Origin of the sequence: Streptomyces sp. NPDC006997, assembly GCF_040635175.1 — a bacterium.
Lineage (GTDB): Bacteria > Actinomycetota > Actinomycetes > Streptomycetales > Streptomycetaceae > Streptomyces.
In genome coordinates, this window is record NZ_JBEYHH010000041.1 from 1 (window position 1) to 12,223 (window position 12,223).

The 12,223-nt window shown below is 72.6% G+C and carries 15 protein-coding genes; 6 read left to right on the forward strand and 9 right to left on the reverse strand.

Annotation, left to right across the window (positions count from 1 at the left end; genetic code table 11):
* Positions 1–125: 125 nt before the first annotated feature.
* Positions 126–1,001: a helix-turn-helix transcriptional regulator gene (locus ABZ659_RS30320; protein WP_360226162.1), complete on the reverse strand. Its 876-nt coding sequence runs from the start codon at positions 999–1,001 to the stop codon at positions 126–128.
* 155 nt (positions 1,002–1,156) lie between these two features.
* On the opposite strand from ABZ659_RS30320, the gene ABZ659_RS30325 reads away from it, so the two are divergent.
* Together ABZ659_RS30325 and ABZ659_RS30330 are read left to right on the forward strand one after the other, a co-directional pair.
* The gene (locus tag ABZ659_RS30325) at positions 1,157–1,936 is read left to right on the forward strand and encodes an NAD(P)H-dependent oxidoreductase (RefSeq protein WP_360226165.1); all 780 of its coding nucleotides are present in this window, start codon (positions 1,157–1,159) and stop codon (positions 1,934–1,936) included.
* A 229-nt stretch (positions 1,937–2,165) separates the two neighbouring features.
* Positions 2,166–2,348 (forward strand): hypothetical protein, encoded by a 183-nt coding sequence (locus ABZ659_RS30330; RefSeq protein WP_360226168.1) that lies wholly within the window; start codon positions 2,166–2,168, stop codon positions 2,346–2,348.
* 41 nt (positions 2,349–2,389) lie between these two features.
* Here the strand turns inward: ABZ659_RS30330 and ABZ659_RS30335 are convergent, their stop codons facing one another.
* Together ABZ659_RS30335 and ABZ659_RS30340 are read right to left on the reverse strand one after the other, a co-directional pair.
* Complete coding sequence (locus ABZ659_RS30335; protein WP_360226171.1) at positions 2,390–2,926, reverse strand: NUDIX hydrolase family protein; 537 nt, start codon at positions 2,924–2,926, stop codon at positions 2,390–2,392.
* A gap of 52 nt (positions 2,927–2,978) precedes the next feature.
* On the reverse strand, positions 2,979–3,791 hold the full coding sequence (locus ABZ659_RS30340; RefSeq protein WP_360226290.1) for an SAM-dependent methyltransferase: 813 nt from the start codon (positions 3,789–3,791) through the stop codon (positions 2,979–2,981).
* A gap of 122 nt (positions 3,792–3,913) precedes the next feature.
* Here ABZ659_RS30340 and ABZ659_RS30345 point away from each other — a divergent pair, with 122 nt between their 5' ends.
* Entirely contained in the window at positions 3,914–4,792 is an 879-nt protein-coding gene (locus ABZ659_RS30345; RefSeq protein ID WP_360226174.1) for a Cof-type HAD-IIB family hydrolase, read from the forward strand.
* 21 nt (positions 4,793–4,813) lie between these two features.
* Here the strand turns inward: ABZ659_RS30345 and ABZ659_RS30350 are convergent, their stop codons facing one another.
* Genes ABZ659_RS30350 through ABZ659_RS30370 form a run of 5 tightly spaced genes read right to left on the reverse strand, consistent with a single transcriptional unit; the run spans position 4,814 to position 7,456 of the window.
* Entirely contained in the window at positions 4,814–5,461 is a 648-nt protein-coding gene (locus ABZ659_RS30350) for an endonuclease (RefSeq protein ID WP_360226177.1), read from the reverse strand.
* Positions 5,458–5,790, reverse strand: a complete 333-nt coding sequence (locus ABZ659_RS30355; protein ID WP_360226180.1) for a DUF3140 domain-containing protein — start codon at positions 5,788–5,790, stop codon at positions 5,458–5,460. The genes ABZ659_RS30350 and ABZ659_RS30355 overlap by 4 nt, the downstream gene beginning before the upstream one ends.
* Before the next feature lie 55 nt (positions 5,791–5,845).
* Positions 5,846–6,331 (reverse strand): DNA starvation/stationary phase protection protein, encoded by a 486-nt coding sequence (locus ABZ659_RS30360; protein WP_360226183.1) that lies wholly within the window; start codon positions 6,329–6,331, stop codon positions 5,846–5,848.
* Positions 6,328–6,585 carry a WhiB family transcriptional regulator gene (locus ABZ659_RS30365; protein ID WP_360226293.1) on the reverse strand — a complete coding sequence of 86 codons (258 nt, stop codon included), beginning with the start codon at positions 6,583–6,585 and terminating at the stop codon, positions 6,328–6,330. The genes ABZ659_RS30360 and ABZ659_RS30365 overlap by 4 nt, the downstream gene beginning before the upstream one ends.
* A gap of 46 nt (positions 6,586–6,631) precedes the next feature.
* Complete coding sequence (locus ABZ659_RS30370; RefSeq protein WP_360226186.1) at positions 6,632–7,456, reverse strand: alpha/beta fold hydrolase; 825 nt, start codon at positions 7,454–7,456, stop codon at positions 6,632–6,634.
* 161 nt (positions 7,457–7,617) lie between these two features.
* On the opposite strand from ABZ659_RS30370, the gene ABZ659_RS30375 reads away from it, so the two are divergent.
* The 3 genes from ABZ659_RS30375 to ABZ659_RS30385 all read left to right on the forward strand — a co-directional run bounded on the left by ABZ659_RS30375 (position 7,618) and on the right by ABZ659_RS30385 (position 11,409).
* A complete protein-coding gene (locus tag ABZ659_RS30375) occupies positions 7,618–8,805 on the forward strand; it encodes a thiolase family protein (protein WP_360226189.1) in 1,188 nt (395 codons plus the stop codon).
* 223 nt (positions 8,806–9,028) lie between these two features.
* Positions 9,029–10,552 (forward strand): long-chain fatty acid--CoA ligase, encoded by a 1,524-nt coding sequence (locus ABZ659_RS30380; protein ID WP_360226192.1) that lies wholly within the window; start codon positions 9,029–9,031, stop codon positions 10,550–10,552.
* An 83-nt stretch (positions 10,553–10,635) separates the two neighbouring features.
* Entirely contained in the window at positions 10,636–11,409 is a 774-nt protein-coding gene (locus ABZ659_RS30385) for a sulfite exporter TauE/SafE family protein (RefSeq protein ID WP_360226296.1), read from the forward strand.
* Here the strand turns inward: ABZ659_RS30385 and ABZ659_RS30390 are convergent.
* The gene (locus ABZ659_RS30390; RefSeq protein ID WP_360226195.1) at positions 11,406–12,209 is read right to left on the reverse strand and encodes an HAD-IIA family hydrolase; all 804 of its coding nucleotides are present in this window, start codon (positions 12,207–12,209) and stop codon (positions 11,406–11,408) included. The two genes, ABZ659_RS30385 and ABZ659_RS30390, sit on opposite strands and share 4 nt — an antisense overlap.
* Positions 12,210–12,223 lie beyond the last annotated feature (14 nt).

Below are 12,223 nucleotides of genomic sequence, written 5' to 3' on the forward strand. Positions count from 1 at the left end.
GGACCACACGGTGTCCGCCCACCTGAACGGCACGCACGTCGCCGCGCGCCATGCTCCCTGATTTCTAGCTGTATGTGTGGACAAAAGGGATGACCCCTACTCCTGGGGGTCAAGGGGTCGCAGGTTCAAATCCTGTCGTCCCGACTGGAGACAGTCGTGGAGCAAGGGCCGGGTTCGGAGCTATCCGAACCCGGCCCCGCCGCGTCCAGGCCCGCGAGCAGGCGCAGGCCGTCCTCGGCCGGGGTGCCGGGGGCCGCGGACAGCACCAGCAGCTCGATGCCTGATGCGTCCGGCAGCGCGAAGTTCTCCTGGTGCAGTTCCAGCAGGCCGACCAGCGGGTGCCGGTACGCCTTGCGTCCATGCGTGCGGGCGCGGACGTCCGCGCGGGCCCACAGGCGGCGGAACCGCTCGCTACCCATGGCCAACTCACCGACGAGCGAGGCCAGGCGCGGGTCCTCGGGGTACTTGCCGGCGGCCAGGCGGAGGTGTCCGACCACGTCGAGGGTGCATGTCTCCCAGTCCGCGTAGAGACCGCGCCCCGCCTCCTCCAGGAAGATGTGCCGTGCGGTGTTCAGGCCCGGCACTGGTCGGCCGAAGAGGAGCCCGGCGAGCCGGTTCCCGGCGAGCACGTCCAGGCGGTGGTTGATGACGAACGCGGGCGCGTCAGCGACCAGGTCGAGGACGCGCAGCAGTTCCGGCCGCAGCCGCCCGCCCGGCGTCTTCGCGCGGCGGCGGCGCTGCCGCGCGAGCCGGTCGAGGTGCCCGCGCTCGGTCTCGTCCAGGCCGAGGACGCGGGCGAGCGCGTCGAGGACCTGCTCGGAGGGCTGGGTCGCGCGGCCCTGTTCCAGGCGTACGTAGTAGTCGACGCTGACCCCGGACAGATGAGCGACCTCCTCGCGGCGCAGCCCCGCGACCCGGCGGCGGCTGTCGGTCGGGATGCCGACCGCCGCCGGATCGACCCGGGAACGCCGGGTCCGCAGAAAGCCCGCGAGATCGTCCATGGCCCCAGTATGGCGTCGCTGTCGCAGGTGAAGGTGGCCCTGCCGCTACCAGGAAGTCCGGTCCGACGGTTGCGCCGTCCCTGAACGCCGGACGCCGCGCCGCCCAGGATCGACGGCATCCGTCCCGACCCCGATGTCGATCCCGAGGAGTTCTGATGAAGACACTGATCGTCTACGCCCACCCGGAACCCGGGTCCCTCAACGGCTCGTTGAAGGACCTCGCGGTCGCCACGCTGGAGGGCGCCGGGCACGAGGTGCGGGTGAGCGATCTGTACGCGATGAACTGGAAGGCGGTCGTGGACGCCGCGGACTTCGGTCCCAGCGCGTCGAGCCCGCTGAAGGTCCCCCTGGACTCGGGCCGGGCCTTCGACACCGGGACGCTCACCGCCGACGTCCGCGCCGAGCAGCGGAAGCTGCTGTGGGCCGACACGATCGTCTTCCAGTTCCCGCTGTGGTGGTACACCATGCCCGCGATCCTCAAGGGCTGGGTGGACCGGGTGTTCACCTACCACTTCGCGTACGGCGTCGGCGAACACAGCGACACCCGGTACGGCGAGCGCTTCGGCGAGGGGACCCTCGCGGGCCGGAAGGCCCTGCTGTCGGTGACCGTCGGCGGCCCCGAGGCGCACTACGCCGCCCGTGGGATCAACGGCCCTATAGACGACCTGCTGTTCCCGATCCACCACGGCATCCTCTACTACCCCGGCATCGAGGTCCTGCCGCCGTTCGTGCTGTACGGCGCCGACCGGATGGACGAGGAGGGCTACCAGGCCGTCGCCAAGAGCTGGGAGCGGCGCCTGCTCACCCTGGAGTCCACCGAACCGATCGCGTTCCGGCGGCAGAACTTCGGTGACTACGAGATCCCCTCGCTGCGCCTGAAGGAAGGACTGGAACCCCCGGGCCGCACGGGCTTCGGGCTGCACGTGCGGGGCTGACCGGAAGCGTCGGCTTCATTCCGCAGGGGGCCAGACACGCGATCGGAAGCGTCACTCCCGGTCGAGTCGGGTACGGATGAAGTCGGTCAGAGCGTCGGGGACGCGGCAGGCACGGGACGGCAGGCCCCATCCGCCGGGTTGATCCACTGGACACGGCGTTCGCAGCCGCCGACCGGACCGCCGCGCCGTGGACCCGCGGTTCTCGGCGGCGCCGGGGGAGCGTGTCGGGGTGTGTTCCGAGCCGGTCGGGACCACGTTCCCGTTGGTCGACGGGGAGGCGATCTACCTGCGGACCCCGCTGGACACCGTGGGGTCGGTGGAGGTCGTCCCGTGGCCGAACGGCGTGTGGGTGCCGTACCCCGGTGACCACCTGGTGCTCGACAGTGAGCGGAACGTGCTGGAGTCGCTCTAGTCGGGATCGTCGGGATCGTCGGAACAGCCGGGCGTGTGCCGTCAGTACGCCAGGCCCATGTGGGCCAGCGCCTGCTTCAGGAGGACGCCGTGGCCGCCCGGCATCTCGTTCTGGAGGGTGGGGGAGAGGGCCTCCTGGGGAGTGAACCAGACCAGGTCCAGGGCGTCCTGGCGGGGGCGGCAGTCGCCGGTGACCGGGACGACGTAGGCCAGGGAGACCGCGTGCTGGCGGGGGTCGTGGAACGGGGTGACGCCCTGGGTCGGGAAGTACTCGGCGACCGTGAAGGGCTGGAGGGACGGGGGGACGCGGGGGAGCGCCACCGGGCCGAGGTCCTTCTCCAGGTGGCGCAGCAGGGCGTCCCGGACGCGCTCGTGGTGCAGGACGCGGCCGGAGACCAGGGCGCGGCTGACCGTGCCGTCCTGCCCGATGCGCAGCAGCAGCCCGATGCTGGCGACCTCGCCGCTGTCGTCGACGCGTACCGGTACGGCCTCGACGTACAGGATCGGCATCCGGGCGCGTGCCCTCTCGAGTTCGTCCGGGGAGAGCCAGCCGGTCGTGGTCTCGGTCATGTCAGACATTGGCTGATCATACTTTCCGGGAGTGGGAGGGGAGAGTGGGGCAGGCGGGTCGTCAGGGTTTGGCGGCCACCCCGCCGAACTGCGGCACCAGGGCCGGGTCCTGGAGGTCGGTGCGCCACGCCGAGCACGACACCAGGCCCGGTTCGAGGAGGTCCAGGCCGTCGAAGAAGCCGGTGACCTCGGCGCGGCCACGGGCCGTGATCGGCGGGGTGGCGTTCTCGTTCCAGAACGCCATCGCCGCACGCTGGCCCGCGCCGCCCAGCTCCGGCTCATGGGTGGGGTGGGTGAGGGCGAGGTGGCTGCCGGACGGCAGGGCGGCCGTGATGCGGTGGACGATGCGGCGGGCCTCGTCGGTGTCCAGGACGAAGTTCAGGATGCCCAGCATCATCACCGCCACCGGGCGGGACAGGTCCAGGGTGGCTCCGGCGCGCTCCAGGATGGCGTCCGGGTCGTGGACGTCCGCGTCGATGTAGGCGGTGACGCCCTCGGGGGTGCCGGTCAGCAGGGTGCGGGCGTGCAGCAGCACGATCGGGTCGTTGTCGACGTACACGATCCGTGACTCGGGGGCCACGCGCTGGGCGATCTCGTGGGTGTTGTCCGCGGTGGGCAGGCCGGTGCCGATGTCCAGGAACTGCCGGATCCCGCGCTCCTCGGCGAGGAACCGCACCGCCCGGCCCAGGAACGCCCGGTCCGCCCGCGCGACATCCCTGATCAGCGGGAACATCGCGGCGACGTGGTCGCCGACCTGCTGGTCCACGGCGTAGTTGTCCTTGCCGCCGATCCAGTAGTTCCAGACGCGGGCGTTGTGCGCCACGGTGGTGTTCAGCCGTGCGGCGCCCTCGGCAGGGGGCTGGCTCTCGTGCATGTCGGGCATGTCGTGCGCCTTCCTCGCGTCCGTGGTGCCGCCCTCATGATCAGTGCGCGGGGCGTACGGCGCAACGGCCCCGACGCGGGGAGCGTGGGCGCGTCCGGTTAGGGTGGGCGGCCATGCCGTACTCCGACTCGCCGCTGCTCACGCCGTCCGACGCCGATCCCGCCCGGGCCGCCGTCGACATCCGGCTCATCGTCACCGACATGGACGGGACCCTCCTCGACGACGACAAGCGCGCCCCACGCGAGCTGTGGACCGTCCTGGAGCAGCTGCGGGAGCGCGGGGTGCTGTTCAGCCCGGCGAGCGGGCGCCAGTACGCCACCCTCGCACGCGAGTTCGAGCGGGCGGCGCGGGGCATGGTGTTCATCGCGGAGAACGGCACCTACGTCGTCCGCGACGGCGTCGAGCTGAGTTCCGACCCGCTCGACCCGGACGTCGTCACCCGGGTCGTGGACTCCGTCCGGCGGCTCGCCGCGGGCGGCGTGGACGTCGGTGTCGTCGTCTGCGGCAAGCGGTCCGCCTACGTCGAGCGGACCGACGAGGCGTTCCTCGCCGAGGTGCGCAGGTACTACGTCGAGCACCGCGTCGTCGAGGACGTCACCGCCGTCGACGACGACGTCCTCAAGATCGCCCTGTACGACTTCGGCCCCGCCGAGCGGACCACGGCACCGGCGCTCGCGGCCTTCGCCGCCACCCACCGCGTCGTCGTCTCCGGCGCGCACTGGGTCGACGTCATGAACCGCACCGCCGACAAGGGCGCCGCCGTCCGTCGGCTCCAGCGCGACCTCGGCATCACGCCCGCGCAGACCATGGTGTTCGGCGACTACCTCAACGACCTGGAGATGCTCGACACCGCGGAGTGGTCCTTCGCCGTGGCCAACGCCCACCCCGACGTCGTCCGCCGGGCCCGCCACCTGGCGCCCGGGAACAACGACAACGGCGTGCTGCGGACCATCGCCCACGTGCTGCGGCTGCCCGCGCCCGGCTCTCCCTGAGTCCCGAGCCGACCGGGCTGGTCAGGCGGCGCGGTGGAGGCTGTCCTCCACCACCTCCTTGTCCAGCGACGCCCGCACCAGCGCGGCGGCGAGCACCGCCGGTTCCGTGTCACCGGCGAGCTCCGCCACCCGGCCGGGGTCCTTCGGCAGGCCGAGCCGTTCGGCGCCCTGGAGTGCCTTGCCGTCCAGGTACGGGGCGAACTCCGGCCAGACCCGCTGTACCTCCCGCACGAAGATGTCGGCGCCCGCCGGGCCCACCCCCGGCATCTCCTGGAGCAGGCGGCGCAGCTCCTCCACGTCGCCGTCCGCCGCCTCGCGCATCCGGCGCAGGTCGCCGCCCCAGCGCTCGGTGACCAGGGCGGCGCCGTCGCCCAGCTGGGTCGCGGTGCGTTCGTCGTAGCGCCGGTAGCCGCCCCGGCCCAGCGCGTCCACCCGCTGCTGCCAGGTGGCGTCGGCCATCCGCTTCGGGTCGCGCATTCCCGCGCCGTACAGCTCGCGGGCGGCGGCGACGGCGACCGAGCCGCGGATCCGGGCGCTCAGCAGATGCGCCAGCACCAGCAGCTGGTACAGCGGCTGCGGGGTGTCCCGCAGGCGGACGCCCGCCTCCTCGGCGTACGTCCGTCCGTGCGCGCCCACCAGCTCGCGCAGCACGCGCCGGTCGTCGGTCACGGCTTCAGCGGGTCGTGGCCGAGGGACATCAGCCGGTGCCGGTGCCGGGTCTCGTCCGAGGCGGGCTCGTTCTCCAGGTCGGCCTCGGCGCTGACGGTGTCGACGACCTCGTACATCACCTCGATGTCGTCGTCGGTGAGGTCCGTGCGCCGTTTCTGGAGGATGCCGAGGACGTGCTGCCCGAGCGGTTCGCCCGCGTGGTCAGGCAGCGGTTCGGTGTCCTCGTCGGCCTCGCTGACCCGCAGCCAGGTGGCCAGCTCGCTGGAGGTCATGTTCACCACGCGGTGGAAGTCCTCCCACAGCGTGTCGAGTTCGAGGGCGTCGGTCATCGCGTGCCCCTCTCTGCGCCTGCGTGTCTCTGTGCCTGCGTGCGGTTCGGTGGGCTCAGTGGCCGTCGCGGGGCCAGTTCTCCGCGTCGAACATCCAGCGCTGCTTCTCCAGCTCGGCCGTGATGCCGATGAGCAGGTCCTGGGTGACCGGGTCGGGCTTGTCGGTGGCGTCGATCCGCTCCCGCAGCCGCTGGATCGCCGCCGCCAGGGCCTCGACCATCACCTCGACGACCTCGCTGTCGCGTACCCAGCCCTCCTTCGGGCTCGGCAGCGTGAAGGTGCTGGCGATGGTCTCCGGGCGGCCGTCCGGCGGCAGGCCGAGCGCGGCCGAGCGCTCCGCGACGGTGTCGGCGAAGTCACGCGCCGCCGCGACCACCTCGTCCAGCTGGAGGTGGATGGAACGGAACCGGGGCCCCACGATGTTCCAGTGCGCCTGCTTGCCGATGAGGGACAGGCCCAGGAGATCCACGAGGGTGCCCTGGAGCGCGTCCCCGGTGATCCGGCGGGCGTCCTCGGACAGCGTGCTCTTGACGACAGTCATACCGTGCTTCTCCTTCTGGCGTCGGCTCTTGCGGTACGGAGCAGCTCGCCGCGTTCCTCCTCACAGGTCCCTCCCCACACCCCCGAGGTCTGTCCGCTGTCCAGCGCGTAGACCAGACAGTCGGTGATCACCGGGCAACGGGCACACACGCGCTTGGCGGCGGCTGTGTCCCGCAGCGCCGGTCCGCTGGAGCCCACGGGGAAGAACAGCTCGGGGTCCTCTCCCACGCAGGCCGCACTGCGCAACCACTCCATGGGGGCGCGGGTGCCCATGGTCAAAAGACGCAAACGCCACCCGGTCTCAGGCGGTGAGCACGCCGTCCAGGAAGTGGATCACATCGGCGTGCACCTCGGCCCTGTTCGTCTCCAGGAACACCTCGTGCCGGGCGCCGGCGTAGACCCGCTCGGTGAGCGGGCCGTCCCCGGCCAGCCGCCGGACGCCGGTGCGGCTGCCGGGCAGCGGGACCAGGCGGTCGTCGGCGCCGTGCAGCCAGAGCACCGGCAGCGGGGCCACGGAGCCGCCCTCCTCGACGGTTCCCAGGGTGCGGACGAACGCCTCCAGCGTCGGCCGCTTCATCGGGCCGTGCCAGACCAGCGGGTCCGCCGCGTACGACGGGCCGACCCCGGGGTCCCGGGAGAGCGCGGACGGGCTGACCGGGATGTCGGGGACCTCCCCGTGCCGCTCCGCGTGCGCCAGCAGCTGCCCCGGCGTCTCCCAGGCGCCGATCACCGGCCCGGACAGCACCAGGGCGGCCAGCTCGGCGCCGTACCGCTGCGCGTAGCGGGCCGCGACCAGGCCGCCCATCGAGTGCCCGACCAGCACCACGGGCAGACCGGGGTGCGCGGCGCGCGCCAGTTCCGCGACGGCGTGCACGTCGGTGACGACGTCCTCGAAGTCCTCGACCACCACCCGCTCGCCCGCCGACCTGCCGTGTCCGACGTGGTCCGGTCCGTAGACGGCCGCGCCGTGCCCGGTGAGTACGGCGGCCAGTGCGGCGTAGCGGCCGATGTGCTCCCCGTAGCCGTGCACCAGCAGGGCGACGTACCGCGGCGCGGGGTGCGGCCACTCGCGGGCGGTGACCGCGCCGCGGGTGCCGTGCAGGGTGTGGTCGCGGACGTCGGTCATCTGATCGTCTCCAGCGGCGTCGGTGAAGGTCCGAAGGTTCTCCCCCGGATCTTCCCAGTGGGCCGCCCGGGGGTCTATAGTCCAAAACTAGCAGTGCTAATTAAGCTGCCGTTCATGGAGCACTGGTCACTGGAGCCCAGCGTCGGTCAGGAGTTCTTCTCGTGCGTCCCGTCCACTTCGCGTCCGCCCGCCGCACCCCCATCGGGAAGCTCCGCGGCGCCCTGTCCGCCGTACGCCCCGACGACCTCGCCGCCACCGTGGTCCGCGCGCTCGTCGCCGAGGTGCCCACGCTCGACCCGGCCCGGATCGACGACGTCTACTGGGGCGCCGCCAACCAGTCGGGCGAGGACAACCGCAACGTCGCCCGCATGGCCGCCCTGCTCGCCGGGCTCCCCGACTCCGTGCCGGGCGCCACCGTCAACCGGCTCTGCGCCTCCGGCCTGGAGGCGGTCACCGCCGCCGCCCGCACCATCGCCGCGGGCGAGGCGGACATCGTGATCGCGGGCGGCTCCGAGTCGATGAGCCGCGCCCCCTTCGTCCTGCCCCGCCCCGACGAGGCGCTGCCGCACCGGATCGAGACCGCCGACACCCGCCTCGGCTGGCGCCTGGTCAACCCGCGCATGGCCGACCTCCACGGGCTGCTGTCCATGGGCGAGACCGCCGAGGAGGTCGCCGAACGGTACGGCGTATCCCGCGCCCGGCAGGACGCCTTCGCGCTCCGCAGCCACCAGCGGGCCGCCGACGCCCGCAAGAACGGGTACTTCGACGACGAGCTGCTGCCGGTGACCCGGCCCGACGGTGTCGTCGTCGACCGCGACGAGTGCGTGCGTGAGGACACCTCCTACGAGAAGCTGGCCAAGCTGCGGCCCGTCTTCCGAGAGGGCGGCACCGTCACCGCGGGCAACGCCTCCCCGATGAACGACGGCGCCGCGGGCCTGCTGCTCGTCAGCGAGGAGGCGCTGAACGACCTCGGCCTCGAATCCCTGGGGCGGTACGTCGCCGGGGCCTCCGCCGGGGTCCACCCCGACGTCATGGGCATCGGGCCCGTCCCGGCCACCCGCAAGGCGCTCGCCCGGGTGGGCTGGGGCGTCGGGGACGTCGAGGAGGCCGAGTTCAACGAGGCGTTCGCCGCGCAGGCGCTCGCCTGCGTCGACCAGCTCGGGATCGACTCCGACCTGGTCAACCCCAGCGGTGGCGCGATCGCGCTCGGGCATCCACTGGGATGCTCCGGCGCGCGGATCCTGACGACGCTGCTGCACCGGATGCGGCGGACGGGCGCGGGGCGGGGGCTGGCCACGATGTGTGTCGGGGTGGGGCAGGGGAGCGCGGTGCTGGTGGAGCGCGGGTAGGTGGGTGCCGGTTCTTCACCGTGGACGGGTGCGGGTGCGGGTGCGGGTGTGGGTGCGGGTGCGGGTGTCGTGGTGGCTGGTCGCGCAGTTCCCCGCGCGCCCCGTAGTGGCCTCGCCCCTAGCGGCCTTGCCCGTAGCGGCCTCGCTCCCAGGGGCGTCGCCCCGCCTTTCGCCGTCGAGTCCCGCATGAGTCGCTGATCGTAGAAACGGAGCACACCCGCACATGGCAACCCTCTCCGTCGCCGCCATCCTCGCCGAGAACGCCCGGCGCCGTCCCGACAGGACCGCCCTCGTGGAGGGTGACCTGCGGCTGACCTTCGCCGAGGTGTGGCAGCGGGCCCGTGCCCAGGCCGGGGCGCTGGCCGGGCTCGGGGTGCGGCCGGGCGACCGGGTGGCGCTGATGGCGCCCAACACCGCCGAGTTCCCGGCGGCGTACTACGCCATCGCCGCCGCCGGGGCCGTCGTCGTCCCCGTCCACCTGCTGCTGTCGCCCGGCGAGGTCGAGCACGTCCTGAAGGACAGCGGCGCCACCCTGCTGCTCTGCCACCCGGCGCAGGCCGCGACCGGCGGGACCGCCGCCGAGGCCGTCGGGGTGCGGACGGTCACCCTGGGCGCGGAGTTCGAGCGGCTCGCGGGGGACGCCGAGCCCCTGCGCTCGTACGAGACCCGCGACGCCGACGACCCGGCCGTCGTCTTCTACACCAGCGGCACCACCGGCGTACCCAAGGGCGCCGTGCTCTCCCACTTCAACCTGGTGATGAACGCGACCGTCAACGCCTTCGACTCCAACGACATCCGCGCCGACGACATCGCGCTGGGCGCGCTGCCGCTGTTCCACGCCTTCGGGCAGACGGTCTCCATGAACTCGGTGTGGCGGGCGGGCGCCACGCTCGTGCTGCTGCCGCGGTTCGACGCCGCCCGCGCGATCGAGCTGATGGTGGAGGAGGGCGTCAACACCTTCCACGGCGTGCCCACCATGTTCGTCGCGCTGGCCGCCGCCGCGGCCGACGCGGACGCCCTGCCCGACCTGCGGGTGTGCATCTCGGGCGGCGCCTCGCTGCCGGTGGCGGTGCTGGAGCGGTTCGAGGCGGCGTTCCGGGCACGGGTCTACGAGGGGTACGGGCTGTCGGAGACCTCGCCGACGGCGACCGTCAACCAGCCGTGGTTCGGTACCCGGCCCGGCACCATCGGGCACCCGCTGTGGGGCGTGGAGGCGGAGATCGCCCGCGCCGAGACCGACGACCGGGTCGAGCTGCTGCCGGTGGGGGAGCTGGGCGAGGTCGTCATCCGCGGCCACAACGTCTTCTCCGGCTACCTCGGCCGTCCCGAGGCCACGGCGGAGGCGATGGTCGACGGCTGGTTCCGCACCGGCGACCTCGGCACCAAGGACGAGGACGGCTTCCTGCGGATCGTCGACCGGAAGAAGGACGTCATCATCCGCGGCGGCTTCAACGTCTACCCGCGCGAGGTGGAGGAGGTCCTGATGCGGCACCCCGGCGTCGCCCAGGTCGCGGTGATCGGCCTGCCGGACGAACTGCACGGCGAGGAGGTGTGCGCGGTCGTCGTCCCCGGGCCGGGTGACGACGGCGCCGTACCGGACGCCGCCGCGCTCACCGAGTGGGCGAAGGAGCGGCTGGGCAGGCACAAGTACCCGCGGCGGGTGCGGTTCACCGACGAACTGCCGCTCGGGCCGAGCATGAAGGTGCTGAAGCGGGAGCTGCGGGCGCGGTACGCGGACGCGGGGTGACCCGCTGACCCTCGCTGTGTGGAACCGTCTGGCGAGACGGTCCTTACGGTCGGCACATGCGTGGGCATAGCATCGGTGTCCGCATGGACACGATGACGCTGTGGCACATTTCCGGCTGGGGGTTCGCGGCGCTGGCCGTGGCCGCCCTGCTCGTCGGCTTCTCCAAGACCGCCGTCAGCGGCGCCAACACGGTCAGCCTCGCGATCTTCGCGGCGGTGCTGCCCGCCCGCGCCTCCACCGGGATCCTGCTGCCGGTGCTCATCTTCGGCGACGTCCTCGCCGTCCTCGTCTACCGGCGGCACGCCCACTGGCCCACGCTGGTGCGGCTGTTCCCGGCGGTCGGGGTGGGCGTGGTCGCGGGCACGCTGTTCCTGCTGTGGGCGGACGACGGGATCGTACGGACCTCGATCGGCGCGATCCTGCTGCTGATGGCCGGGGTGACGGTGTGGCGGCGGCGGACGGCCGAGCGGGCGCCGGACCCGGACGCCGTCATCACCCGGGCGGGCCGCGTCAAGGCCCGCTCGTACGGTGTGATGGGCGGCTTCACCACGATGGTCGCGAACGCGGGCGGCCCGGTGATGGCGATGTACCTGCTGTCGGCGGGCTTCCGGAAGCTGGGCTTCCTGGGCACGTCGGCGTTCTTCTTCCTGATCGTGAACGTCGCCAAGGTGCCCTTCAGCGCCGGGCTCGGGCTGATCGACGGGAACTCGCTGCTGCTCGACGCGGCGCTGGTGGGTTTCGTGGTGCCGGGTGCGTTGCTGGGCAAATGGGCTGTGAACCGGATCAACCAGCGGTTGTTCGAACAACTCGTGATCGCGGCGACGGTGGTGGGCGGACTGCAACTGTTGCTGCGTTAGTTCGCGCCGCCGCCGCCCCTCAGGCCCAGCAGCGCGGGCAGCTGCGCGAAGGAGTCGATGACGTGGTCCGGCGTGCCGCCCGCCGCGCGCTCCGTCTCCGGCAGGTACTTCCCGGTCCGCACCAGCACACCGGTCATCCCGGCGCGCTGCGCGGCCAGTACGTCGGACTCGACGTCGTCGCCGACCATCAGCGCCTCGCCCGGCTCCGCGCCCAGCCGGTCAAGGGCCGCCGCGAAGAACGCGCGCGACGGCTTCCCGGTGACCTCGGCCTCCGTCCGCGCCGCCGCCTCCAGACCCGCGAGGAAGGCGCCGGAGTCCAGGTCGAGACCGTGCTCCGTACGCCAGTACAGATTGCGGTGCATGGCCACCAGCCGGGCGCCGCGCCGGAGGTGGTGGAACGCCCGGTTCAGCGCGGCGTAACCGAACTCCGGCCCGGCGCCGCCGACGAGGACCACGTCGACGTCCTCGCCGGGGCCGGCCACGACGCTCACCCCCGTCAGGTCCTCCCCGACGTCCCCGTGGTTCAGCAGCAGACAGCGGGCGCCGGGCAGCTTCCCGGTCAGGTACGCGGCCGTCACGGCGGGCGCGGTGAGGATGTCCTCGGCGCCCACCGGGAAGCCCGCGTCCGAGAGGGTCGAGGCGATCGAGGCACGGGTACGGGACGTCGTGTTGGTCACCAGGGCCACGGCGAGCCCGGCGTCCCGGATCTCCCGCAACGCCGCCACCGTGCCCGGCAGTGGCTGCCAGGACACGGTGAGGACCCCGTCGATGTCGATCAGGACGGCACGTACCGACTCCATACCTCGACGATAGC